The sequence below is a fragment of the Prodigiosinella confusarubida genome (assembly GCF_002847015.1).
Lineage (GTDB): Bacteria > Pseudomonadota > Gammaproteobacteria > Enterobacterales > Enterobacteriaceae > Prodigiosinella > Prodigiosinella aquatilis.
Genome location: NZ_CP025085.1, coordinates 1,831,193 through 1,855,800, shown reverse-complemented (window position 1 = coordinate 1,855,800; position 24,608 = coordinate 1,831,193). Strand labels below are relative to the sequence as shown.

28 protein-coding genes, 1 tRNA gene and 2 pseudogenes are annotated in these 24,608 nt (G+C 48.8%); 23 read left to right on the top strand and 8 right to left on the bottom strand.

The genetic code is table 11. The features are described 5' to 3' along the window. The first annotated feature begins 43 nt into the window (after positions 1 to 43). The 9 genes from thpR (at position 44) to panD (ending at position 7,052) form a co-directional block, all read left to right on the top strand. Positions 44 to 574 carry an RNA 2',3'-cyclic phosphodiesterase gene (thpR, locus tag CWC46_RS08645; protein ID WP_021016986.1) on the top strand — a complete coding sequence of 177 codons (531 nt, stop codon included), beginning with the start codon at positions 44 to 46 and terminating at the stop codon, positions 572 to 574. Positions 575 to 587: 13 nt separating this feature from the next. Further along, positions 588 to 1,310: a DNA/RNA nuclease SfsA gene (sfsA, locus tag CWC46_RS08640; RefSeq protein ID WP_021016987.1), complete on the top strand. Its 723-nt coding sequence runs from the start codon at positions 588 to 590 to the stop codon at positions 1,308 to 1,310. 171 nt (positions 1,311 to 1,481) lie between these two features. Further along, a complete protein-coding gene (dksA, locus tag CWC46_RS08635) occupies positions 1,482 to 1,937 on the top strand; it encodes an RNA polymerase-binding protein DksA (RefSeq protein ID WP_021016988.1) in 456 nt (151 codons plus the stop codon). A gap of 66 nt (positions 1,938 to 2,003) precedes the next feature. Beyond that, complete coding sequence (gene gluQRS / locus CWC46_RS08630) at positions 2,004 to 2,912, top strand: tRNA glutamyl-Q(34) synthetase GluQRS (protein ID WP_021016989.1); 909 nt, start codon at positions 2,004 to 2,006, stop codon at positions 2,910 to 2,912. A 66-nt stretch (positions 2,913 to 2,978) separates the two neighbouring features. Further along, on the top strand, positions 2,979 to 4,379 hold the full coding sequence (gene pcnB / locus CWC46_RS08625) for a polynucleotide adenylyltransferase PcnB (RefSeq protein ID WP_210404729.1): 1,401 nt from the start codon (positions 2,979 to 2,981) through the stop codon (positions 4,377 to 4,379). Then, on the top strand, positions 4,379 to 4,876 hold the full coding sequence (gene folK / locus CWC46_RS08620) for a 2-amino-4-hydroxy-6-hydroxymethyldihydropteridine diphosphokinase (RefSeq protein WP_021016991.1): 498 nt from the start codon (positions 4,379 to 4,381) through the stop codon (positions 4,874 to 4,876). Before pcnB ends, folK begins: the two co-directional genes overlap by 1 nt. A 105-nt stretch (positions 4,877 to 4,981) precedes the next feature. After that, positions 4,982 to 5,776, top strand: a complete 795-nt coding sequence (gene panB, locus CWC46_RS08615) for a 3-methyl-2-oxobutanoate hydroxymethyltransferase (protein WP_021016992.1) — start codon at positions 4,982 to 4,984, stop codon at positions 5,774 to 5,776. Between the two features lie 15 nt (positions 5,777 to 5,791). Then, on the top strand, positions 5,792 to 6,646 hold the full coding sequence (gene panC / locus CWC46_RS08610; protein ID WP_021016993.1) for a pantoate--beta-alanine ligase: 855 nt from the start codon (positions 5,792 to 5,794) through the stop codon (positions 6,644 to 6,646). A gap of 25 nt (positions 6,647 to 6,671) precedes the next feature. Beyond that, positions 6,672 to 7,052: an aspartate 1-decarboxylase gene (gene panD, locus CWC46_RS08605; protein ID WP_021016994.1), complete on the top strand. Its 381-nt coding sequence runs from the start codon at positions 6,672 to 6,674 to the stop codon at positions 7,050 to 7,052. A 48-nt stretch (positions 7,053 to 7,100) separates the two neighbouring features. Here panD and CWC46_RS08600 read toward each other — a convergent pair whose 3' ends face one another. Then, positions 7,101 to 7,871 (bottom strand): ABC transporter permease, encoded by a 771-nt coding sequence (locus CWC46_RS08600; protein ID WP_021016995.1) that lies wholly within the window; start codon positions 7,869 to 7,871, stop codon positions 7,101 to 7,103. Further along, a complete protein-coding gene (locus CWC46_RS08595) occupies positions 7,868 to 8,791 on the bottom strand; it encodes an ABC transporter ATP-binding protein (RefSeq protein ID WP_021016996.1) in 924 nt (307 codons plus the stop codon). The genes CWC46_RS08600 and CWC46_RS08595 overlap by 4 nt, the downstream gene beginning before the upstream one ends. A 113-nt stretch (positions 8,792 to 8,904) precedes the next feature. Between CWC46_RS08595 and can the strand changes: the two genes are divergently transcribed. Then, positions 8,905 to 9,546: a carbonate dehydratase gene (gene can / locus CWC46_RS08590; protein ID WP_021016997.1), complete on the top strand. Its 642-nt coding sequence runs from the start codon at positions 8,905 to 8,907 to the stop codon at positions 9,544 to 9,546. Positions 9,547 to 9,637: 91 nt separating this feature from the next. Here can and hpt read toward each other — a convergent pair whose 3' ends face one another. Continuing rightward, entirely contained in the window at positions 9,638 to 10,165 is a 528-nt protein-coding gene (gene hpt / locus CWC46_RS08585; protein ID WP_037382262.1) for a hypoxanthine phosphoribosyltransferase, read from the bottom strand. Positions 10,166 to 10,315: 150 nt separating this feature from the next. Between hpt and CWC46_RS08580 the strand changes: the two genes are divergently transcribed. The 8 genes from CWC46_RS08580 to CWC46_RS08540 all read left to right on the top strand — a co-directional run bounded on the left by CWC46_RS08580 (position 10,316) and on the right by CWC46_RS08540 (position 16,052). Continuing rightward, entirely contained in the window at positions 10,316 to 10,744 is a 429-nt protein-coding gene (locus tag CWC46_RS08580) for a GNAT family N-acetyltransferase (protein WP_021016999.1), read from the top strand. Positions 10,745 to 10,910: 166 nt separating this feature from the next. Next, positions 10,911 to 11,240, top strand: a complete 330-nt coding sequence (locus CWC46_RS08575; protein WP_021017000.1) for a hypothetical protein — start codon at positions 10,911 to 10,913, stop codon at positions 11,238 to 11,240. A 51-nt stretch (positions 11,241 to 11,291) separates the two neighbouring features. Next, positions 11,292 to 11,684 (top strand): DUF6515 family protein, encoded by a 393-nt coding sequence (locus tag CWC46_RS08570; RefSeq protein ID WP_021017001.1) that lies wholly within the window; start codon positions 11,292 to 11,294, stop codon positions 11,682 to 11,684. Between the two features lie 156 nt (positions 11,685 to 11,840). Then, positions 11,841 to 12,188, top strand: coding sequence for a YacC family pilotin-like protein (locus CWC46_RS08565; protein ID WP_021017002.1), 348 nt, complete (start codon positions 11,841 to 11,843; stop codon positions 12,186 to 12,188). Positions 12,189 to 12,297: 109 nt separating this feature from the next. After that, entirely contained in the window at positions 12,298 to 13,161 is an 864-nt protein-coding gene (speE, locus tag CWC46_RS08560) for a polyamine aminopropyltransferase (RefSeq protein ID WP_021017003.1), read from the top strand. A 30-nt stretch (positions 13,162 to 13,191) separates the two neighbouring features. Next, a complete protein-coding gene (gene speD, locus CWC46_RS08555; protein WP_021017004.1) occupies positions 13,192 to 13,986 on the top strand; it encodes an adenosylmethionine decarboxylase in 795 nt (264 codons plus the stop codon). A 978-nt stretch (positions 13,987 to 14,964) separates the two neighbouring features. After that, the gene (locus CWC46_RS08545; RefSeq protein WP_173861215.1) at positions 14,965 to 15,417 is read left to right on the top strand and encodes a MarR family transcriptional regulator; all 453 of its coding nucleotides are present in this window, start codon (positions 14,965 to 14,967) and stop codon (positions 15,415 to 15,417) included. A 71-nt stretch (positions 15,418 to 15,488) separates the two neighbouring features. Beyond that, on the top strand, positions 15,489 to 16,052 hold the full coding sequence (locus CWC46_RS08540; protein ID WP_021017007.1) for an isochorismatase family protein: 564 nt from the start codon (positions 15,489 to 15,491) through the stop codon (positions 16,050 to 16,052). Here the strand turns inward: CWC46_RS08540 and CWC46_RS23060 are convergent. Beyond that, positions 16,024 to 16,353, bottom strand: coding sequence for a hypothetical protein (locus tag CWC46_RS23060; RefSeq protein WP_157831363.1), 330 nt, complete (start codon positions 16,351 to 16,353; stop codon positions 16,024 to 16,026). The two genes, CWC46_RS08540 and CWC46_RS23060, sit on opposite strands and share 29 nt — an antisense overlap. A gap of 23 nt (positions 16,354 to 16,376) precedes the next feature. On the opposite strand from CWC46_RS23060, the gene CWC46_RS08530 reads away from it, so the two are divergent. Then, the gene (locus tag CWC46_RS08530) at positions 16,377 to 17,612 is read left to right on the top strand and encodes an MFS transporter (protein WP_021017008.1); all 1,236 of its coding nucleotides are present in this window, start codon (positions 16,377 to 16,379) and stop codon (positions 17,610 to 17,612) included. Between the two features lie 791 nt (positions 17,613 to 18,403). Here CWC46_RS08530 and CWC46_RS08525 read toward each other — a convergent pair. Next, positions 18,404 to 18,480 (bottom strand) — tRNA-Asp (locus CWC46_RS08525). Positions 18,481 to 18,608: 128 nt separating this feature from the next. Continuing rightward, positions 18,609 to 19,346 carry a DNA polymerase III subunit epsilon gene (gene dnaQ / locus CWC46_RS08520; RefSeq protein WP_021017009.1) on the bottom strand — a complete coding sequence of 246 codons (738 nt, stop codon included), beginning with the start codon at positions 19,344 to 19,346 and terminating at the stop codon, positions 18,609 to 18,611. Here dnaQ and rnhA point away from each other — a divergent pair. Next, positions 19,300 to 19,873 (top strand): annotated as a pseudogene (gene rnhA / locus CWC46_RS08515) (ribonuclease HI). The gene dnaQ and the pseudogene rnhA sit on opposite strands and share 47 nt — an antisense overlap. Before the next feature lie 7 nt (positions 19,874 to 19,880). Here rnhA and CWC46_RS08510 read toward each other — a convergent pair. Then, positions 19,881 to 20,594, bottom strand: a complete 714-nt coding sequence (locus CWC46_RS08510) for a methyltransferase domain-containing protein (RefSeq protein WP_021017011.1) — start codon at positions 20,592 to 20,594, stop codon at positions 19,881 to 19,883. 43 nt (positions 20,595 to 20,637) lie between these two features. Here CWC46_RS08510 and gloB point away from each other — a divergent pair, with 43 nt between their 5' ends. The 3 genes and pseudogenes from gloB to CWC46_RS08495 all read left to right on the top strand — a co-directional run bounded on the left by gloB (position 20,638) and on the right by CWC46_RS08495 (position 23,717). Continuing rightward, positions 20,638 to 21,393 carry a hydroxyacylglutathione hydrolase gene (gloB, locus tag CWC46_RS08505; protein ID WP_021017012.1) on the top strand — a complete coding sequence of 252 codons (756 nt, stop codon included), beginning with the start codon at positions 20,638 to 20,640 and terminating at the stop codon, positions 21,391 to 21,393. A 70-nt stretch (positions 21,394 to 21,463) separates the two neighbouring features. Beyond that, entirely contained in the window at positions 21,464 to 22,831 is a 1,368-nt protein-coding gene (gene mltD, locus CWC46_RS08500; RefSeq protein ID WP_021017013.1) for a murein transglycosylase D, read from the top strand. Between the two features lie 98 nt (positions 22,832 to 22,929). Next, a pseudogene (locus CWC46_RS08495) lies at positions 22,930 to 23,717 on the top strand (transposase). Between the two features lie 88 nt (positions 23,718 to 23,805). Here CWC46_RS08495 and CWC46_RS08490 read toward each other — a convergent pair. Then, positions 23,806 to 24,594, bottom strand: coding sequence for an endonuclease/exonuclease/phosphatase family protein (locus CWC46_RS08490; RefSeq protein WP_021017015.1), 789 nt, complete (start codon positions 24,592 to 24,594; stop codon positions 23,806 to 23,808). Positions 24,595 to 24,608: the final 14 nt, after the last annotated feature.

The window sequence follows — 24,608 nt, the reverse complement described above, 5'->3', positions numbered from 1 at the left end:
CTGACATTGTAGCATCGGAAAGAACCAGAACAGAGAGCTTGACATGAACCCTACTTCCCGTCTGTTTTTTGCCCTATCCATACCGGATGACATCCGTCAGCAGATGATCCGCTGGCGTGCTGAGCATTTTTTGCCAGAGGCCGGACGACCCGTCGCCGCTGCGAGCCTGCACCTGACACTGGCGTTTCTGGGTGAAATCAGTGAACGAAAATGCCAGACGCTACGCGACCTGGCCAGTCGCATCCGCCAGCCAGCATTTACAGTGACAATCAACGATACTGGACAGTGGCCGCGTTCGGGCATCGTCTGGTTGGGCTGTCGTCAGGCACCACGTGGACTGTTGCAGTTAGCCGAGTTATTGCGCTCACAGGCGGCTCACAGCGGTTGCCATCAAAGCAGACAACCGTTTCATCCGCATATTACACTGCTACGAGGTGCCACACGCCCAGTGGCATTGCCAGCAGAGACCTTTTCCTGGACAATCCCGATGACTCACTTTTCTCTTTATGAATCGCTGTATGAGAATGGGCATACCCGCTACCAATCATTATCAAGCTGGTCACTGACCTCCTGAGAACACACTATAAATGGACTACTCGCCCCGCCTGCAACCAGCAAGACTGATTAAACGTTACAAACGCTTTCTTGCCGATGTGATCACCGCCGATGGTGAGGAATTGACGCTGCATTGCCCCAATACAGGCGCCATGACCGGATGCGCCACACCTGGCGATACCGTCTGGTATTCCACTTCCAATAATAACAAACGCAAATATCCCCACACCTGGGAATTGACAGAAACACAACAGGGAGACTGGATCTGCATCAATACATTACGTGCCAATACGCTAGTACATGAAGCGTTATTGGCTAATCAGATACCCGAACTTAGTGGTTACAGCACGGTAAAAAGAGAAGTTCGTTATGGCTCGGAAAACAGCCGGATCGACCTGTTATTAAAAGCACCCGCAAAAATTAACTGCTATATTGAAGTTAAATCTGTCACGTTATTGCAACAAGGATGTGGTTACTTTCCCGATACGGTAACACTGCGTGGGCAAAAGCATCTGCGCGAACTGCAATACGTAGTGGCCAACGGCCAACGGGCAGTTCTGTTTTTTGCTGTGCTGCACTCAGCAATCACTCAGGTTTCCCCAGCTCGACATATCGACCAGCGATATGCCGAATTATTCGTTCAGGCACAGCGTCAGGGGGTTGAAATTTTGTGTTACGGTGCATATATATCTCCCAATGGTATTATCTGGGGACATCGGCTACCGTTGTTCAATAACGTGACAACCACAAGCTGACGCCCTGTTGTACGTTATGTATCATCTAGCAGGAATACGTCATTCCTCACACTTTATCAGGCCAGTGTCAGGAATCATTGCCAACCTAGCATCCATCTGTTATTTATAGCGGCCTGTTTTTTCCCCTCATGGGGAGCGATAGTGCGTGTCGTGTTATGTAGGAGAAGCAACATGCAAGAAGGGCAAAACCGTAAGACATCCTCTCTGAGCATTCTCGCAATTGCCGGAGTGGAGCCGTACCAGGAGAAGCCGGGCGAAGAATACATGAACGACGCTCAGCTGTCTCATTTCAGGCGTATTCTTGAAGCATGGCGCAACCAACTCAGGGATGAAGTGGATCGAACCGTATCGCACATGCAAGATGAGGCCGCCAACTTTCCCGATCCGGTGGATCGTGCCGCTCAGGAAGAAGAATTCAGCCTTGAACTGCGCAACCGTGATCGTGAACGTAAACTGATCAAAAAAATCGCTAAGACATTGCAGAAAATTGAAGACGAGGACTTTGGTTATTGTGAGTCCTGTGGTGTAGAGATTGGTATTCGCCGTCTTGAGGCCCGTCCTACTGCCGACCTGTGTATTGACTGCAAAACATTGGCAGAAATACGCGAAAAACAGATGGCAGGGTAATTCGCCAAGCGGGAAAGCAAATGCTTTCCCGCTTCATTTCAACACATGTCTAAATGCAACATAAGTATGTCCGAAAGGCAGTATTATGTCGGACGTTTTGCTCCATCCCCGTCTGGCGATTTACATTTCGGCTCTTTGGTTGCCGCTCTGGGCAGCTATCTACAAGCGCGTGCAAACCACGGCCAGTGGTTGGTGCGAATTGAAGATATCGATCCCCCACGTGAAGTACCTGGCTCAGCCAACCGTATTCTTAAGCAACTAGAGCATTATGGTCTGCTGTGGGATGGTCCAGTGGTTTACCAATCCCAACGTCATGACCTTTACCTTTCTGCCTTGCATCAACTAAAGCAACAAGGTCTGTGTTATTACTGCATCTGCCCCCGTCAACGTATTCAACAGATTGGCGGTCACTACGATGGCTATTGCCGCACACTTAACCGGGGCGCCGATAATGCCGCGCTGAGGCTACGGCAAACGTCACCTATATTCAGTTTTTACGACCAGTTGCGCGGTGAAATCCATACCGACCCGGCACTGGCCAGTGAAGACTTTATCATTCATCGGCGAGATGGTCTGTTTGCCTATAATCTAGCGGTTGTTGTGGATGATCACCAACAGGGTATCACCGAGATTGTACGTGGTGCAGATTTGATTGAGCCGACAGTACACCAGCTAACGCTTTATCGGCAATTCGGTTATACACCGCCATCGTATGTGCATTTACCACTGGTATTGAATACATTTGGCGATAAATTATCCAAACAGAACCACGCTCCTCCACTCCCGGACGGCGATCCCCGTCAAATTTTGATACAAGCGCTGGCATTTCTATGCCAGCCGTTGCCTGAATGCTGGCGGGATCTCAGTCTAACCATGCTGCTAACATGGGCTATTGCGCACTGGTCGTTATCTTCAGTACCCTCAAAAGCGATCATTCCTGCGCCGAAAATCACATCAGCATTCTCAAAGGGCTGAGGGTGAGCTATGATTAGCCGCTATTTTTATTGTACTGTTAATTCTTCATCACTATCGAGGTGTATTATTTTTACCCGAGTAGCTAATTTTTGCCGTAAAGTACTGAATCGTGAAAACGAAATGGCTGAGTCAGGCACAGAGCCCCAACCGCTGACGGTAATCCCGCGTGACCAGCACACTATTTCACGCCGTGACATTAGTGAAAATGCACTGAAGGTACTTTATCGCTTGAACAAAGCGGGCTATGAGGCTTATCTGGTCGGTGGTGGTGTACGTGACCTGCTTCTGGGTAAAAAACCTAAAGACTTTGATATCACCACCAATGCCACACCAGAACAGGTACGTAAACTATTCCGTAATTGTCGGCTGGTTGGCCGCCGTTTTCGTCTCGCTCATGTGATGTTTGGATCTGAAGTGATCGAAGTCGCTACGTTTCGCGGCCATCATGAACAAAATGGGGAACCGCAGATAAAAAATGCCGCGCAGCGAGACCAGAATGGAATGCTGCTGCGTGACAATATTTTCGGCACCATTGAAGAAGACGCTCAACGGCGTGATTTCTCCATCAATAGCCTCTACTACAGCATTTCTGATTTTACGGTACGCGACTACACCAATGGCATGAGTGATTTACGTCAGGGGATTATCCGTATGATTGGTGAACCGGAAACCCGTTACCGTGAAGATCCGGTGCGAATGCTACGTGCTGTGCGTTTTGCCGCCAAACTGAACATGAAGCTCAGCCCGGAAACCGCAGAACCGATTCCACGGCTGGCAGCATTACTGCATGACATTCCCTCAGCACGGATGTTTGAAGAGTCACTGAAACTATTGCAAGCTGGCTATGGTTACCCCACTTACGTGATGTTGTGTCAGTACCAACTGTTCCAGCCTCTATTTCCCCTCATCAGCAGCCATTTCACCGAGGAAGGTCAAACCAATCTGGAACGGATGATCATTCAGGTACTGAAAAATACCGACCAACGCATTCAGAACGATATGCGCGTCAATCCTGCGTTCCTGTTTTCCGCCATGTTGTGGTATCCGTTGATTGAACATGCGCAGAAACTGACACAAGAAAGTGGCTTGGCTTATTTTGAGGCTTTTGCACTGGCAATGAATGATGTGCTGGATGAACAGTGTCGTTCATTGTCAATCCCGAAACGGATCACGTCGTTAATCCGCGATATCTGGCAATTACAGTTACGACTGTCGCGTCGTCAGGGGAAACGGGCTTACAAGTTGATGGAGCACCCTAAATTCCGTGCTGCCTATGATCTGCTCGCTCTTCGTGCTGACATTGAGCATCACCCGGAATTACAACGTCTAACGCAGTGGTGGGGAGAATTTCAGGTAGCACCACCTCCGCGTCAGCAAGTGATGCTCAATTCACTGGATGATGGCCCGACGCCGCACCGTCGTTCGCGCCGCCCACGCAAACGACCCGCTGCTCCGGGAAAATCCTGATGCCACGGGTTTACCTGGCGCTGGGCAGCAATTTGACTCACCCTTTGCAGCAAGTCAGTGCCGCGCTGGCGGCATTGGATGCCGTTCCGCAAACCAGACTGGTATGCTGTTCTTCTTTTTATCGCTCTCGTCCACTGGGGCCACAAGATCAGCCTGATTACCTCAATGCGGTGGCTGAACTGGACACTCATCTTACGGCTGAATGCCTGTTGGATCACACCCAGCGTATCGAACAGGAACAAGGGAGGGTGCGTAAAGCCCAACGCTGGGGACCACGGACACTGGATCTCGACATCCTGCTATTTGGTGATGCAATCATCAATACCGAACGCCTGACCGTACCGCATTACGATATGAAAAACCGTGAGTTCATGCTCTATCCTCTGGCGGAAATCGCGCCTGAACTTGTTTTCCCGGATGGAAGCTCGCTGGCGGAACAGCTAAAACAAGTTCCCCGCAATGGTTTGATGTTGTGGCCCATCCCCAATACGCCCTGATTACTCTCTTTTTCAAAGTAAAACCGCAACGCTACCGCTCATTGTCAGCTTCCATTAGAATGTTTCTCCTTTAAGTGTTATCTACATTGACTCAGGAAAGTTGTCATGAAAACGACTACCCTATCCCATTTACGCCAGTGGAAGCTGGAACAAAAAAAATTTGCTTCAATTACAGCCTATGACGCTAGTTTTTCCCGGCTTTTCTTTGAACAAGGCGTACAGGTTATGTTGGTTGGCGATTCTCTTGGTATGACCTTGCAGGGGCACGACTCTACACTCCCCGTAACAATAGAGGATATCGTCTACCATACCCGCTGTGTACGCCGTGGAGCACCACACTGCCTGCTATTATCCGATATGCCGTTCATGAGCTGCGCCACCCCGGAACAGGCCTGTCTGCAGGCCGCCGAACTGATGCGCGCTGGTGCCAATATGGTCAAGCTGGAAGGCGGTAGTTGGCTGGTGCCCACAGTGCGTATGCTGACTGAGCGTGCTGTACCGGTTTGTGGACATTTGGGCCTGACGCCTCAGTCAGTAAACGTTTTTGGCGGCTACAAGGTTCAGGGTCGCGAAGAGGTGACAGCAAATCGCCTGCTGGAAGATGCACTGAATCTGGAACAGGCTGGGGCACAACTGCTGGTACTCGAATGCGTGCCGGTATCACTGGCAAAATGCGTTACCGAAGCGTTGTCTATCCCGGTGATTGGTATTGGAGCAGGTAACGTTACCGACGGACAGATTCTGGTGATGCACGATGCACTTGGCATCACGGGTGAACAAACGCCCAAATTTGCCAAAAACTTTCTCGCCCAGAGTGGGGATATCCGCGCCGCCGTACGCCTTTATGTGCAGGAAGTTGAGCAAGGGATCTATCCCGAAGATCAACATACCTTCCATTAACGCAGGAGAATTGGAGTGCTGATTATTGAAACACCTCTCATGCTGCACCGCGAAATTCGTCGCTGGCGGCAAGAAGGTAAACGTATTGCCCTGGTGCCAACCATGGGCAATCTGCATGATGGTCACATGGCACTGGTGGATGAAGCCAAAGCGCAAGCCGACATCGTTGTGACCAGCATTTTTGTCAACCCGCTACAGTTTGAACGGCCTGACGATTTATCCCATTACCCGCGAACCTTGCAAGAGGATTGCGAAAAGCTGACTCAGCGCGGGGTTGACCTGGTTTTTGCTCCCTCTCCAGACATCATCTATCCCAACGGGCTGGAACAGCAAACCTTTGTTGAGGTTCCAACACTTTCCCATATACTTGAAGGTGCCAGCCGGCCAGGGCATTTTCGTGGTGTGGCAACCGTAGTCAGCAAGCTATTTAATCTGGTTCAACCCGATATTGCCTGCTTTGGGGAAAAAGATTATCAACAGTTAGCGCTTATCCGTCGGATGGTGGAAGACATGGGTTACGACATTAATATCGTCGGAGTTCCTATAGTTCGGGCCAAAGACGGGCTGGCACTGAGTTCGCGTAATGGTTATCTCAATGCAGAAGATCGCCAGGTTGCCCCCAGAATCCACCAGATCATGCTCTCCATTGTGGAGCAACTAACAAATGGCGACCGGCGGATAGATGACATGCTCACCCAGGCGGAAGCATCACTGCGCGATGCAGGGTTTACACCTGATGAGCTGTTTGTTCGTGATGCTGACACGTTGCAACCGTTAACGAGCGACAGCACCCGAGCGGTGGTACTAATGGCCGCCTGGCTCGGTAAAGCGCGCCTGATTGATAACCAGCAGGTTGATTTAACCGCATGAATTTATATACCAGGATGATAAACCGATGATACGTACCATGCTGCAAGGCAAACTGCACCGGGTGAAAGTCACTCAGGCAGATTTACACTACGAAGGCTCCTGTGCCATTGATCAGGACTTTATGGATGCTGCGGGCATTCTCGAATATGAAGCGATTGATATTTACAATGTGGATAACGGTCAGCGTTTCTCCACCTATGCGATTGCTGCCGAACGCGGATCACACATCATTTCTGTGAACGGGGCGGCCGCCCGTTGCGCCTGCGTTGGCGATAAGCTGATTATTTGCTCCTACGTTCAGATGCCCGATGAACAAGCTCATGAACACCATCCGAAAGTAGCCTACTTCGCTGGTAATAATGAGCTACAACGCAAAGCGAAATCCATTCCGGTACAAGTCGCCTGATATGTAAAAAAGGCGGTGCAACACCGCCTTCTCGAGACTATTGATTCTTCAAGTGCGAAGACCACGTCCGCGGTCAATCAACCACCATACCAACAAATAAAAAATCGCAATAAAAGCGACCAATACTGTCATGGTCAGCACCAGTGGCACATCATTAATACCCAAAAAGCCATATCGGAAACCGCTGATCATATAAACAATCGGATTCAGTTTTGAGACAGCCTGCCAAAATGGAGATAATAATGTCAGTGAGTAGAACACCCCACCGAGGTAAGTCAGCGGTGTCAGCACAAACGTTGGAATAAGGCTGATGTCATCAAAGGTTTTAGCGAAGACCGCATTTAACAACCCAGCCAGTGAAAACAGCATAGCGGTTAATAACAAGGTGACCACAATCATCCACCAGGCATGAACCTGAAGTGGTACAAAAAACAGCGAAACTACAGTTACCAGCATCCCGACACAGACACCGCGGGCAATGCCACCACCAATGTAACCGATGATAATGATATGCGTTGGTACCGGTGCAACCAGCAACTCTTCAATATTGCGCTGAAATTTAGCGCTAAAAAAAGAAGACGCAACGTTGGCGTAAGCATTGGTAATCACCGACATCATGATTAATCCGGGAACAATAAATTGCATATAGCCAAAGCCACCCATATCACCGATACGGGAACCAATCAAATTACCGAAAATAATGAAATAGAGCGTCATGGTGATAACCGGCGGTACCAGCGTTTGTACCCAAATACGGGCAAAACGAGTCACTTCTTTTATCCAGATACTCTGCAACGCCACCCAATACAAACCATTCATGCTTGATCTCCGTTATCATTTACCAGGGCGACAAACAGTTCTTCTAGCCGATTAGCTTTATTACGCATACTTAGAATCTGGATGCCCTGTGCGCTAAGCTGACTGAAAATACCATTCAGTCCTTGCTCACGCATCACATCCACCTCAAGTGTGGAGGTATCCACCAACTGATGTTTATATCCTTCCAGCCGGGGTAACGCGCTTTTCGCTGCCAGATCAAAGATGAAGGTTTCAGACTTCAGTTGCGCCAGCAATTGCTTCATTGACGTGTTCTCGATCAATTGCCCATTCTGAATAATGCCGATATTACGGCATAGCATTTCGGCTTCTTCCAGATAATGAGTAGTAAGAATGATGGTAGTGCCCTGCCCGTTCAGTTCTTTCAAAAAACCCCACATGGAGCGACGTAGCTCAATATCTACCCCGGCGGTGGGCTCATCCAGAATCAATAGTTTGGGTTCATGCATCAGCGCACGGGCGATCATCAGACGGCGTTTCATCCCACCGGAGAGCATCCGAGCGCGCTCATTACGCTTTCCCCACAGGTCAAGCTGGTTGAGATATTTCTCTGACCGTTCCATAGCCGTCTTGCGCGGGACACCATAGTATCCAGCTTGATTAATGACGATCTGTAATACCGTTTCAAACGGGTTGAAGTTAAATTCCTGCGGCACCAGCCCCAACTGCCGTTTGGCATTCACAATATCCTGATTAAGGTCATAACCAAATACCTTAACTTTGCCGGAGGTTTTATTGACCAACGAACTGATGATACCGATGATAGTAGATTTCCCGGCCCCATTCGGCCCCAGCAAGGCGTAGAAATCCCCAGCTTCTACGCACAAATCAATCCCTCTCAGTGCCTTGACTCCACCTGAATAGGTCTTGGTTAACGCCGACAATTCCAGTGCATATGTCATAAGAAAAAACGTACCTTATTATCAGTGAGTGCTTCAATTTTCGATGTTAAAACAGTATTGGTTGCTCTATATTACCTTGCTCAGTCCTTTGTTGTTACAGGTCATTTACTTTCATGAAAACGATTGAAACGATTATCGCCAACAACCAGCACTGGTCCGAAAAAATAGTGGAAGAGGATCCTGGCTACTTTGAACGATTGGCGTTAACACAACGTCCACGCTTTTTATGGATTGGTTGTTCAGACAGTCGCGTTCCGGCAGAAAGCCTGACCAGGCTTGAACCGGGAGAACTGTTTGTTCACCGCAATGTAGCCAATCTGGTTATTCATACTGACTTGAACTGTCTTTCCGTCGTGCAATATGCCGTAGAAGTACTGGAAGTCGAGCACATCATCATTTGTGGTCACTACGGTTGCGGAGGCGTAGAAGCAGCGGTAGAAAACCCTGAGTTGGGCTTAATCGATAACTGGCTACTGCATATTCGGGATCTATGGTATAAGCATAGCTCACTGTTGGGTGAACTTCCTCCCGAGCAACGCTTCGATAAATTGTGTGAAATCAATGTGATTGAGCAAGTTTATAACCTCGGACACTCCACTATCATGCAGTCCGCCTGGAAACGAAGCCAAAAAGTCATGATTCATGGCTGGGTTTACGGCATTCAGGATGGCAGATTACGCGATTTGGAAGTAACAGCCACTAGCCGGGAAACGCTGGAACAGCGTTATCGTCGCGCAATTTCCTCCTTGGTATAATACAACACACCCATCATTTTGTTGATGGGCGTTATTTACGCCGTCTGATCACTTGTGCCGGATATTCCACCAGGTCATCTGTACCTGACTATTACGGCACAATCTTACCGATGAAAGGCAGATGACGATAATGCTGAGCAAAATCAATACCATACCCAACCACGAACTCATCAGGAATTGAGAAGCCCACCCACTCAACCGGTACATTCACTTCCCTGCGCTCAGGTTTATCCAACAGGGTACAAATCGCCAGTGATTTAGGCTCACGTAATTGCAGAATTTCACGAACCCGGCTGAGAGTATTGCCAGAATCGATAATATCTTCAACGATCAATACATCTTTACCACGAATATCCTCATCCAGATCTTTAAGGATTTTCACATCGCGAGAGGAATTCATACTATTACCGTAACTGGATGCCGTCATGAAATCCACCTCATGAGAGACCTCAATTGACCGGCATAAATCCGCCATAAAAATGAAAGAACCACGCAGTAACCCGACCAAAACCATTGCACTACCGCTATTCCAGTAGTGCTCGCTAATTTGGCGGCCCAGCTCGGCAACCCGTGCTTTGATTTCCTGTTCGGAAATCATGACTTCCACCGTATGTTTCATCATACTAACAACTCATTGAGTCAAAAATATTCAGCATCACCCACCGGGCGATACGCCAAGGTTGATACGCAACCAGTGCGGACCATAAAAGTCTGGACGTGGAGTATAACAGAAAGGCTAAAACCACCCTATTCTCTCAAGGACGTTTTCATGAACCAATCACATATTGAAATTACCTATAAAATCAATGTACCACTCACCATTGACCAATTCACTGCACTTCTGGCGAAAACAACGTTAGGTCCACGCCGGCCACTGACAAATCGAACGGTTCTGGAAGAAATGCTGGCTCAAGCAGACTTATTGATTTCAGCTTGGCATAACGATGAGCTGGTTGGAATAGCTCGCAGCGTGACAGACTTTTGTTACTGCTGTTACCTTTCTGATTTGGCCGTCGATGAAAACTTTCAGCATCATGGTATTGGTAAACGGCTGATCAAGGAAACGGCCCGACAATTAAGTCCACAGTGCAAAATCGTACTGCTGGCCGCCCCACAGGCTGTCGGTTACTATCCCAAAATTGGTTTTGAAAAACATACCAGTGCCTGGGTCAGCTCGGCAAACCAATTCATGGAATGAGATAATTAATACCCCATGTAGGGATAACGCAAGCACAATGGTGAAAATAACAGCGTTTTTACAAGATAATCAGGATATCGTTATCACCGAATAAAAGTGCGTAAAGCACATTGCACCATGGCGGTATAACGTTTTTCATATGCCTATACAACATGAGAGGTGCATTATGAAAACATTATCCAAAATTTGTGGCACGGCTATGTTCATCACCTGCTTTTCCCTGATTGCCGCAATACCCGGGGAGGCGGCCTATCCGGAACATCAGCCACCATTTGCTACTGAAAACGGTGAAGGACATCCACCTTTTCCCCCATTTCAACCGCCAATGCCAGCACTATATCAAGCTTCACTGCAAACCAATGATCCCGTACAGGCACTGAACAAACTGATGACAAATGTTCCCAAGGTCCAGGGGAAAACCTATGAAGTCAATGTCAGCGTAAGGGAAATTCCGCCGTTACCACAGAAACCTAAGGAAGAAAAAGCAGGGAAATAATTCAGGGTCTAAGATAATTGAACTTGGCTGCGGTTAAATGGAATACCTGTTATGAAAACGTCAGCAGCACTACTCGTCATATTCATGTTCAATCTGTTACCACCCGCAGTAGTGATTGCGGCACCTGGGCCTGGCGGACCAGGCCAGGCACCAATACCGGCACACCGTCATGAACCGGGTGTCTATGTTGACCATTTGCCCCCAGGAGTGGAAACCGTGTTGATTGCCGGGTTAACTTATTATGTCCTGAACGGCATTTTTTATCAGCAAGAGCATGGACACTACATAATCGTAACACCACCACCCGCTGCCAATGCCCTTTCACACGGTGGTCTGACGGTACTGGACATCAATGGCGAACGTTTTTATGTCAAAGAGGGTACTTACTACAAACGCACCATTAATGGTGAATATATCGAAGTTCCCAAACCAGCAGGACTCTAATCTCCATCATAGCAGCCGAAATATATCGTTTCGATATTTGTCATACTTCACTGCTATGTTCACCCGCTTTTTATCGGCTATATATCAGAATAAGTTTGAAACCATGCGGAATAACTGTGATAACGTCATCTGACGGTATCTGAAACAGGTTGAAACATGAAAAATTCGGCACTGGTGCTACTTCTGATCGGTCTTTTTAGCTTTTCATCCGCCAGTAAGGCACTCAACGAATTTGAAGCGGAGGATCTGGCTGATCTTACGGCTATCTTTGTATATCTGAAAAATAACTGTGGTTATCATAACTTACCCAACGATCAGATCCGTCGGGCACTGGTGGTTTTTGCCCAGCAAAATCGCTGGAATCTCGATAATTATAATACGTACAACATGATCGAACTGGGAGAAGCGAGCTATCGCGACCTCAGTGGCATCGCTATTCCTACGCCCCAAAAATGCCAGGCACTTGCTCAAAATTCGCTCAGTTTACTCGTCAGTACGCAGTAATTGAGCCTCCGCCTTTACATTGCATGAAATTCGACCGTGCAAGCACCTTGATAGTTGGCTATTATAGCGCGCCAATTTTCATGGCTGTTATCGCGGAGGAAGCCCTAACATGTCCCAGAAAGAAATTTGGTATGAAACACTACATGCCAACTTCGGTCAGTATTTTTCTATCGACCATGTGCTTTATCATGAAAAAACCGACCATCAGGATTTGATCATCTTTGAAAATGCCGCGCTGGGCCGAATGATGGCACTAGATGGCGTGGTACAAACCACAGAGCGTGATGAGTTTATCTATCATGAAATGCTCACCCATGTCCCGTTACTTGCACACGGCAACGCCAAACGAATTCTGATTATTGGCGGAGGAGATGGCGCTATGTTGCGTGAAATATGCCGTCATCGCAACGTCGAGCAGATCACTATGGTAGAAATTGATGCGAGCGTTGTAGCATTTTGTCGTCAGTATCTGCCACAACACAATGCTGGCGCGTACAATGACCCCCGTTTTCGGCTAATCATTGATGATGGCGTGAATTTCGTGAAACAGTGTCACGAAAAATTTGATGTGATTATATCCGACTGCACCGACCCGATTGGTCCCGGTGAAAGCCTGTTTACCTCGGATTTTTATCAGGGCTGCGCCCGTTGTCTGAATGAAGGCGGCATTTTTGTAGCGCAGAATGGGGTTTGTTTCCTGCAACAGGAAGAAGCTGTGAACAGTCATAAAAAGCTGAGTCACTATTTCAGTGACGTCAGCTTTTATCAGGCCGCGGTTCCAACCTATTACGGGGGAATCATGACGTTCGCCTGGGCCTGTAATGATCCAGACTTACGACAAATCAGCTTGGATAAACTACAGCATCGTTTTGCTAGCGCAGAAATTGAATGCCGTTATTACAATCCGGCAATCCATATCGGCAGTTTTGCTCTGCCACAGTATTTACTGAATGCATTATCAGCTTCCCGCTGATGTCCTGCATCCATAAGGGGGTGACTTAAATTGCAAAAGCTGAAACTGCACGGCTTTAACAATCTGACCAAAAGCCTGAGTTTTTGTATCTATGATATCTGTTATGCCAAAACGCCAGATGACCGTGATGGATATATTGCTTACATTGATGAGCAATATAATGCAAACCGTCTGACAGAAATCTTGACCGAAACCTGTTCAATTATCGGCGCGAATATTCTGAATATCGCCCGGCAAGACTACGAACCGCAGGGAGCTAGCGTAACCATTCTCGTTAGCGAAGAACCGATGGACCCACGGGATGTAGATACCTCCGAACATCCAGGCCCATTGCCCAATTCAGTGGTCGCTCATCTGGATAAGAGCCATATCTGCGTGCACACCTACCCAGAAAGCCATCCGGAAGGTGGGTTGTGTACTTTCCGTGCCGATATTGAAGTTTCCACCTGTGGCATAATTTCTCCACTCAAAGCGCTCAACTATCTAATCCATCAACTGGAATCCGATATTGTCACTATTGATTATCGTGTGCGTGGATTCACCCGTGACATCAACGGCGTTAAACATTTCATTGACCATAAAATTAATTCAATACAGAATTTTATGTCCGAAAACATGAAATCGCTGTATCACTTGATGGATGTTAATGTTTACCAGGAAAACATTTTTCACACCAAGATGCTGCTAAAGGATTTCGATCTGAAACACTATTTGTTTAACGCCAGCCCAGATGCGTTAACATCCACAGAGCGAAAAAGAATTACCGATTTACTGTATCGAGAGATGCAGGACATTTATTACGGCAGGAATCTGCCAATCGTTTAGCAGCCACCAGCCCAAGGGCTCGTCCTTCTGTAGCGATAAATGGCACAAAGAAGCGAATGTTCTTGATGGGAAGTTAGCGTCGCCGGTGAACGACTAAATGAGGTACAGCCAAACTTTCCCATCTGAGTTCACACTGACAGCATGTCGGCAACCGCGTGAGTGCCGACATGTGTCGCGTGTTTACATGATGGACCGCCATCAGACGTGACTCAATCGATGGACCTGTCAATGGAACGCATGGACCGGTTGTGGTGATTTAAGCAGAGCCTAAGCTCAGGCCATCTTATTGTACTTCCTCATCCATGCACTGTAAGGGAAAGACTTGCGGGAAGCGTCAATGCCTCCTCGAGCTGACGAACAAGCAAATCGCGACCACCATATCCACGGATGCCTTCTGCACCCGTCCCTCGGCTCTGGACCCAGTTACTGGTACCGCAGTCATGCGCTGAGTACAAATTCACCTAGCATACAAAAACGTACATCTTCACGTCTATCTATGCCGATTTTGCCACTAAGAACATCAATCAACTGCCTCTGCGCCCGGAGAGAGGCGAGTTCCGAGCGATCGTATAGAATGGAACTACCTGTGGAAGCCACAATCCTCCGTGTATCGAGAAAGCGTCGATCCCAGTCTGCTTCCATCGCACGGAACGATGCCAAGAGAGAGTCCCTCAAAAAACGAGAAGATTTCCTTGCACGTTACGTTTGCTAACCTCATCGATATAAAAATCCCAGAATTCAGTTTCAATCTCTATAGCAACATCTTCTTTAGACGCAAAGTCACGAAAGAAGGGCTGGTGTTCACTGCGCTGCCGATCGTGTTTTCGCAGCGGCCTTATAAATCTTCGCGCTTTCTCCCATCGTGCAACGGCACGTTGGGTGCCCATGCATGAATTTTACTGCCACAGTCACATAAAATCAGTAAAACTGATAAGTTAATCTGTACAGATTAACTTCATATATGCTATGCAGATAAGCATGAATGATCAGCTTAACACTCACCAAACCAAACACAGTGCGATCCTTGCCCAGGATCTTCGCGCCTTGATGGGCAAGTTGAAGCGCCGGCTACGCGAGCAAGCTCATGTTGAAGACCTGCCACCGTCTCAGGTGGCCGTTCTGCTTCGCCTGGAGAAGGATGGCCCGACAACGGCGTCAAGCCTCGCCCGGGCTGAAGGGATGCGCCCACAATCAATGGGCACGGTCATCTCGGCACTGGAGAGCGCTGATTTTGTGCGCGGCAGGCCGGACCCAACGGACGGGCGACAGACACTTCTCTCGCTTACAGATGGTTGCCGCAAATGGATCGCAGAAGGACGTGCAGCGCGCCAGGACTGGCTCACCCGTGCAATCCAGACGCACCTTTCGCCGCAGGAGCAGGATGAGCTTGCGAAGGCTGTCGAACTGCTTAGGCGGCTTGTCGACGACTGAGAAAGGTTCGCAAGAGCCAAATACTAAAGATTACTGATAAGAACCTTTTTTGTTTTCTAGAGGACAACCTCATGGCTTTGACCACGCTTGACCCCATCACCGCCCTGATTATCATCGACCTTCAAAAAGGCATTATCAGCCTGCCCGGCATTCAAGCCATCGACGACCTCATCGGGCGGGCGCGAGCGCTGGCCGACGCATTTCGCGAGGCCGGCTTGCCGGTCGTGCTCGTCAATGTCGCCGGTGCCGCCCCCGGGCGCACTGAGCAGCCTCGTCAAGCAACATCTCTTCCTGAAGACTGGAGCGATCTGATCCCGGAACTCAATCAGCAACCCAGCGACATCGTGGTGACCAAGCGGACCTGGGGAGCCTTCGCCAGCACGGATCTCGATGCTTTGCTCAAAGCGCGCAACGTCACCCAGGTGGTGATCGCCGGCGTGGCAACCGGCGTCGGCGTCGAGTCAACGGCACGCCAGGCCTATGAACAAGGGTTCAACGTTACTCTCGCCATCGACGCCATGGCCGACATGCGACCCGAGGTCCATGATTTCAGCATCCGCCATGTCTTCCCACGGCTTGGAGAGACCGGGACAAGCCAGGACATCATCAATCTCCTGCCGGCAAAGAGCGTCTGATATGCCTTGGCTTTTTCTCATGTCGTACTTCTTTGGCGGCGCATTTCTGGCGAACGCCGTACCACATTTCATCAGCGGCATGATGGGTCGGCCGTTCCAGAGCCCTTTCGCACAACCACCGGGGCAAGGGCTCTCCTCGTCGACCGTCAACGTACTTTGGGGCTTTTTCAATCTCGCCGTCGGCTACGTCCTCGTCTGCCGGGTCGACTTTAGATTGAGAAACACGAGTGACACCATCGCCTGCGGCACAGGCATTTTCCTGATAGCGTTTTTTTCCGCCCGGCACGTTGGCCGATTCCATGGCGGCAATCAGCCGAAGCGTCCATGACGTCTCCCCTTGCAGACCTGTTGCGATCCCTGCGCGGTTTCAACTATCGGGTCTGGGCAGCAGGCGCCTTCGTCTCCAATGTCGGCACATGGGTACAGCGCACAGCCCAGGATTGGCTGGTATTCACCCAGCTCACCGAGCATGACGCATCCGCTGTCGGGCTGGTCATGGCGCTGCAATTCGCGCCACAGCTCTTGCTGCTTCCCTGGACCGGCTTTGCCGCCGACCATTTCAACCAGCGCAAGCTGCTGATCGCAACGCAAGCGGCCATGGGTGGCCTCGCGCTGGTGCTGGGGGTCCTCACCGTCACGGGGCTTGTCCAGCTTTGGCATGTCTATGTCTTTGCTTTTCTCTTCGGCTGTGCTGCGGCATTCGATGCCCCAGTGCGACAAACCTTCGTCTCGGAATTGGTCGGAGACGAAGACCTGCACAATGCGGTGGCGCTTAATTCGACTTCGTTTAACGCCGCGCAGGTCATAGGACCGGCCGTCTCCGGTCTGGTCATCACCGCGACGGGCACCGGCTGGGCCTTTCTGATCAATGGTACTTCGTTCGTCGCCGTGCTGATCTCGCTCGCCTTCCTGCGCATCGTGGAGCTCCATCCAAACGCGAGGGCCGAACGCGGCAAGGGAAGTTTTATCGAAGGGTTGCACTACGTGTGGGCGCGCCCCGACCTCAAGGCGATTCTGCTCATGCTGTTCCTCATTGGGACCTTCGGCTTAAACTACCCGATTTACATCTCGACCATGGCGGTTGACGTCTTTCACGTCGATGCACGCGGGTACGGCCTGCTGTCGTCGATGATGGCAATCGGCACGATGACGGGCGGGTTGGTGGGCGCAGCCGTCAACAAGCTACGTTTCAGCCTGCTCTTGATCGGTACGAGCGTTTTCGGCTTCGGCTTCACGCTGGCAGCATTCGCTCCAAGTTATTGGTTCTTCGGCGGCGCGCTTGTCATCATCGGCATGGCGGCCCTCACCTTCACCAACACCACAAACAGCCTGATGCAACTATCGACCGAGCCGGTGATGCGCGGTCGTGTGATGGCGCTTCGCGTCGGCATTGGACTTGGAGGCACACCGATTGGAGCGCCGATCGTCGGATGGGTCGCCAATCAATTCGGGCCGCGCTGGGCGCTCGGCATCGGCGCTGCTTCAGGTATCACTGCGGCGATCGTGGCTATTTTAGCCCTGACACGCCAGGACAAGATCAGTCCCCCCGATCCGTTATAGTCGAACCTGAACCGGGTAAGCGTACGAATTGTCAGCGTCGGCAATGGCGCATAGTTGCTTCACCAAAGGACAGCCACTTTCCTGATTACAAGAAAAAATGGGTAATGGTTACGGTATCCGGCACAGCCAAAGACTCCATCAGCGGATGCCAGCCCAGAGTAAGAAAGAATGTTCCGGTCACAGCGGGATTGATCACGGTTAGCACATCGAGTTCATCACAAGCCTATGCACTGTTCTCAAACCACATCACATCGTTGTTGATCAGAATATCAACCATCGCCTTTAGAGCCTATATCTGAGAGGCCGCCTGTTTGATACTCTTCATATCCGAAAGATCTAGGGTAATAGTTGCAGGCTGCTTGCCGGTGCCCCGGTTTCGATCCACCAAGCGAACAAACAAGCAATCGAGATGCGCCCACAGACGCCCACGCCATAGCGAGTCGTCGAAAGTCACTGCTGTGTAGCCTAGAGGAACGCCCAAATCCGCCACCACAGTCAATCTCACTGGCGTCGGGCTGAAGCAATTGCGCGAAATCAGCCAGTGCGGTATCGCTTTCGTACGTTCCAACCTGACATGATCGCGGACAAACATCATAAGTTGTTAGCCGACGTGGTACGCTAGCATATCAGGCTCCGCGGTGGCGGCTATCGGCAGGATCATCTATGTGTCTTCGCTCAGCGGGTCGAGGTCACAGAAACCGAAGTTCGCATCACGGAATTGAAGGTGGGGCTGCTTCGCACACTTTTCGCCGTTTTCAGCGGAAATCTACATGCCCAGCTTGGGACGGAAATGGCGGTGCGGACGGGATTCGAACCCGCGACCCCCGGCGTGACAGGCCGGTATTCTAACCGACTGAACTACCGCACCGCGCTATGCTCTCAGAGCGGGTGGAATATTAATGATGATGATACTATTACGTCAATGGTTTTTATAACCAACCTGTTCTATTTGCTTGGAATTCCAGCAGAGTGACGATTTTATTCCAGAGCTGGCTGTTAATTCCGCCACAAACAGCTGCCACCTTTTTTCACAATCAAATCCAATCGTTTTTCATGCGCCTGCAGCTCTTCCGCATTGGCATAAACCACGCTTAACGACGACGTAGGTCTTGCGATTCTCTGGATGGCTTCGCTTGCATCATCCCCTTGTCGTTGACTTTCTCCTTCCATTGAAAACGACAACGACGTTTGTCCACCCGTCATGGCCAGATAAACTTCAGCCAGAATTTCGGCATCGAGTAATGCGCCATGCAGCGTTCGTTTACTGTTATCTATCAGATAACGGTCACATAAGGCATCCAGATTATTGCGCTTGCCGGGGAATAGCTTGCGCGCCATCAACAGGCTATCAGTAATCTTACAAAACGTTTCTGTTTTGGGAATATTGCGGTTCAACATGCGGAATTCATAATCCATAAAACCGATATCAAACATCGCATTATGAATGACCAGCTCAGCTCCGCGGATAAACGCCAGAAAATCATCAGTGACATCGGCATAACTGGGTTTATTTGCCAGGAACTCATCACTAATGCCATGAATGTTATAGGCTTCCGGATCGACCAAACGATCAGGCCGGGTGTAGACATGAAAGTGACGCCCGGTAAGACGCCGGTTAATCACCTCTACCGCCCCGATCTCGATAATACGATGTCCTTCATAGTGAACCCCCAGTTTGTTCATACCCGTGGTTTCAGTATCCAGAACGATTTGTCGCGTAATTACAGTGCTCATTGTTTTCGTTTATGTCAGACTCATGTTTTTGTTCATGGACAAGAGTCTACCAGAGAAAAGAGATGCTTAAACAGGTAGAAATTTTCACAGATGGTTCCTGCCTGGGAAATCCAGGCCCAGGCGGCTATGGCACATTACTGCGTTATAAACACCATGAGAAAACGCTAAGTGCAGGATACCGCATGACCACCAACAACCGTATGGAATTGATGGCGGCCATTGCCGCGCTGGAAACACTAACGTCGCCTTGTGAAGTTACTTTGAGCACCGATAGTCAATATGTAAGACAAGGAATTACCAATTGGATCCACAACTGGAAAAAACGAGGATGGAAAACCGCCGATAAAAAACCGGTGAAAAACATCGATCTCTGGCAACGGCTGGATGAGGCCATCCAACACCATAAACTACAATGGGAGTGGGTAAAAGGGCATGCAGGTCATCCTGAAAATGAACGTTGTGATGAACTTGCACGTCAGGCAGCCAACATGCCGACACTAGATGATGTTGGCTATCAACCTGATTGATTTGTGGTTAGCTGCGGTAACTTTTTGTAACCCCCAGCGGGCGGCTCAGTGATGATTTTCTTAAAGGCGTCCGTGTCGGCATCAGCGTTAGCGGGATAGTCCGCTTACGTGCCACAATCAGGTTAATACACCCCAGCAGCGGCAGGTTATTATCCCATCGTCCTTTCCCCTGTTGTCGCCATGGCAATACATGCAGACTGGCACGATAGACAATTTCATAATTCAATAGACTCAGCCAGTCCATAATACGCATCTGGCTAAACATTCTGCTGCAATAGGGTTGCCGCTTACGGAGCCCGGGCACGACTTTACCCAATCCCACCAGGCTCACCGGATTAAACCCGCTGATAATGATCCAACCGTCATTAATCAATATACGATCGACTTCTCGCAGAACACTGTGCGGATCTGAAGAGTATTCAAGGATATGCGCCAATAAACAGGCATCTACCGACTTTTCGACAAACGGGAGTTGACTCGGCGTGGCAATAACATGTGCCGACGTATTATTCATCGTCACATTGACCTGATGAGGAATAGTACAGTCGTTGCTTTCTATCGCCGTACTAAGCTGACCTATCTTCAGCAAATGAAAACCGAACAGCCTTGGCCACCATGGCACTAGCGCCATATCCAGCGCTTCACGATAGTAATCTCCCCATGGGATAGCGTCCCATGAGTCCGGAGCTATAATTGCATGAGATGTTTGTGCTGGCTTCATATTCTAGTATCTTCCTCAGGCTAACAGCAAAAGAGGATGTGCCATGAATCTTATCAGTGTTCCTGCATTTAGGGACAACTACATTTGGTTATTAAGCAACAAAGAAAAGCAGTGTGCCATTGTTGATCCAGGAGAAGCTTCCCCTGTTATTGAGGCACTTGCAAAATATCAGTTATCTCCTAAAGCCATTCTATTGACCCACCACCATAATGACCATGTAGGCGGGGTAAAACAGTTGGCGAAGCGATATCCTGAAATAATTATTTATGGACCTCAGGAAACTGAGCAGTGCGGGATAACACATACAATTCAGTCAGGCGACACAATTTCAGCGTTAGGTTCGAATTTTTCTGTTTTTTCCGTCCCAGGTCACACATTGGGCCATGTTGCGTATTACACCCATCCATATCTGTTCTGTGGTGATACGTTATTTTCAGCGGGATGTGGACGTATATTTGAAGGTACGCCTAAGCAGATGTTTGAATCTATTAATAAAATAATGCTTTTACCCGATGACACTCTGATTTGTTGTGCTCATGAATATACCTTGTCAAATCTAGAGTTTGCTCATCAGCTATGGCCTGAAGACATCGCTATTAAGGATTATCTCGTTAAAGTCAGGCAAGTAAGGGGAAAAGGACACTCAACTGTCCCCACTACATTAAAGTTAGAACGCACAATTAATCTTTTTTTACGTTATCATGACATTGATTTACAAAGAAAATTGTCAATTAATACAGATATCACCGAGGATTGGCAGATTTTTGCGCAATTACGTGACTTGAAAGACCACTATTGAAGGTTTTTATTGTGCTGGACGACCAATCAAAGTATGATCGCCTATCTTTTAGACAACTATTGACACACATATGAAGGCTAAAGCGATAATCATCGCCTCAGTCTTGTTGGCGGGTTGCCAGGGTACGTCTTATGACACATCGCAACCCAAACAGCATGGACAGAGTTTGTCTTCAGCAAGTCAAGATGAAGCAGGACAATACACAGATGGTCGAGAGACCCAAGCGCTATGGTTGGATGATAACACCTTGGCGCAAAAAGATTTGTGGGACTTCATTAGTACCGAGCTGAAGATGAAGGTTCCGGATAATGCCCGGATCCGCGAGCAAAAAAGGCGTTACTTAAAGAATAAGAGCTATCTCCACGATGTAACATTACGGGCAGAGCCGTACATGTACTGGATAGTCGGGCAGATTAAAGAACGTAATATGCCGATGGAACTGGTACTACTACCCATAGTGGAGAGCGCTTTTAACCCAAATGCCAGATCTTCTGCCAATGCTGTAGGACTATGGCAGATTATTCCTGGCACGGGACGTAATTATGGTTTGAAACAAAACCAGTGGTATGACGGACGTCGTGATGTTGTCGCATCCACAACCGCTGCCTTAGACATGATGCAGCGCCTGAACCGCATGTTTGACGGTGATTGGTTGTTAACCATCGCCGCTTATAACAGTGGCGAAGGACGTGTTATGCAGGCGATAAAGAGAAATAAAGCGAAAGGTCTTCCAACAGACTACTGGGCGTTAGCGTTACCTCGTGAAACGTCCATATATATCCCAAAGATGTTGGCCTTGAGCGACATATTTAAACACAGTAAAAAGTATGGTGTTGATCTACCTAAAGCCAATGAAAACCGAGCATTAGCACGGGTGGATTTGGGCCAACAGATGGAACTGACACAAGCTGCCGAACTGGCAGGGCTGTCCGTAAGCAAGCTGAAAACTTATAATGCGGGGTATAAGAAAAATGTCACTGCACCCAACGGTCCGCATTACATTATGGTACCAAAGTCTCATGCCGAGCAGTTGAAAGACTCACTGGCTGAAAATGATATTTCGGCAATGCAACCGGTACAGGTCGCTAAGGCAATCCGTGATGTAGAGTATAAAGTTCGATCAGGCGATACCTTATCCACCATCGCTAAAAGATTGAATGTCAGTACGAAAGATCTGCGAAACTGGAACAATTTACGCGGAAGTATGCTAAAGGCAGGCCAAACGTTGCAGATTGCCAAAGTTTCAGAGGCAAGTAAAAATCGTTCTATCGTCTATCGTGTTCGCAAAGGTGACTCGCTTACCAGTATTGCTAAGCGCCATGGCGTAGATATTGCAGATGTTATGCGCTGGAACACAGTCATTAATAAAAACACCAATCTTCAACCCGGTGATCGACTGACACTTTATGTCAGCAACAAATCATCACCAGACTCCTGATACTTGGTTGTCACAAAAGACCATCTTTAGGTGTAACGACGATCAATTAAGGATCAGTTGAACGATCCAATGGCTGTGTGAGAATCCGGAAACGTTCCTTGTTTTCGGATTTTTTTATGCGCATTGCTCAGGCTCTCGACCTTGTTTCCTGCTACGGCGCTACCCGTCCCCTCTGGCCTCTCTCGGTAATTTTCTTGATCCGGAATTGATTGCCCGTTGTCTCACTGAATCCGGCGCAAGCGTCGTCTGCCGTTGGAGATAATGGTCTGGCGTACGCCGGACAACGATGCGGCCTTCCCGCGTCAGACATATGCTGGGCAGACCGGACTCTACTCTCAGGTAAAGAGGGTCTGTCAGATGGGGCTGACCAGCCACCTGTTACCGCAGCCGCAGGCAAGGAAAAAGTGACCGGAGTTGGGAGATGAAATGACGGCCCGACGGTTGACGACCACCCGGAAAGAAAAAATCTGTTATCTGCTGATATCCATGACGGATGCGATGCGTTATCCCGGCAGGGAGAATGGCCGAATTGCACAGCTATTGCTGGGAAATCGAGCTGGGTTACAGGGAGATAAGCAAACGATGCAACTGAGCAGACTAACAGTGGAAAGTAAAAAGCTGGAGTGGTTGAGCAGGAACGGTGGGGCGTGCTGCTGGCTTATAATCTGGTGCGTTATCAGATGATAGCCTGAAAGGTTACTGGCCAAATCAACTGAGTTTCTCAGAATCCTGCGGAATGGTAATGCGGATGCTGATGACATTACAGGGGGCCTCACTGGGCCGAATTCCAGAGCTGATGCGGGACATCGAGAGAATGACAGAGATGGTGAGATTGCCGATAAAGAGAGAAAGGGCCTTCCCAAGAGTGGTAAAGGAAAGGCTCTGAAAATATCCCAAAGTCAATAAAAACAGCCAGCCAGTTGCTTAACTGACTGGCATTACCACCTTTGGTGGTCTTTTTTCATCACCACAATTCAAACCAATACAAACTCAACCAACAAAGGATTGTGATCAGAAGCTTTAGTCACCAATACCGATGAAGCAGCCACATCCAAATCACGGAAGAAAACAAAGTCCAAAGGGCGCCCAAATGACCGGCGTCGATAGTCATCAGAAAAACACACTTCCATCAATCCCATCCGCGTGGCGAATCGGTACAATGCATTCATCCTTGGCTGACTCCAGGTATTAAAATCGCCAGCCATAATTACAGGTCCGTTGTGACAACCCAATTGGTCACCAATCGCCTCCAATTGTTTGCTATAGATTTCCACCCCAAAACTAAAATTTATCGCATGGATATTCACCACCATCAATTTATACCCACCATGTAGTGAGTAAACCGTTACTAACGCCGATTTAGATAAGCGGAGCAATGGTTCACGTTCACGCAATGGACAACAGTACATTGGCTGAACAGCCGACAATGTCATAACACCGGATGGATATTGAGGAAGTGCAAACGCAGGGACTTGATCAGCAGACAGATAATTGGTGGTCGCAAAACGGATAAGCTCTGGTGTACTTTGAGCTTCCTGTAACAACATAAGCTGCGTATTACTACCAAAACCCTGCAGCACTGATAACCAATCCATACGTTGCTGTTTAAAAATGTTCCATACCATAACGCGCAGGATATCTTTTTCTGGCAGCAATAAACCAGAGGATGAAGATTGTTTCATAGACTGCATAGCCACTGGCTGAAAAATCCGCTCTGCTGGCTGCCCCGCAACGTATCTCATCGCATAAGTTTTTTTTCGCACGTATTGCCTGCTTT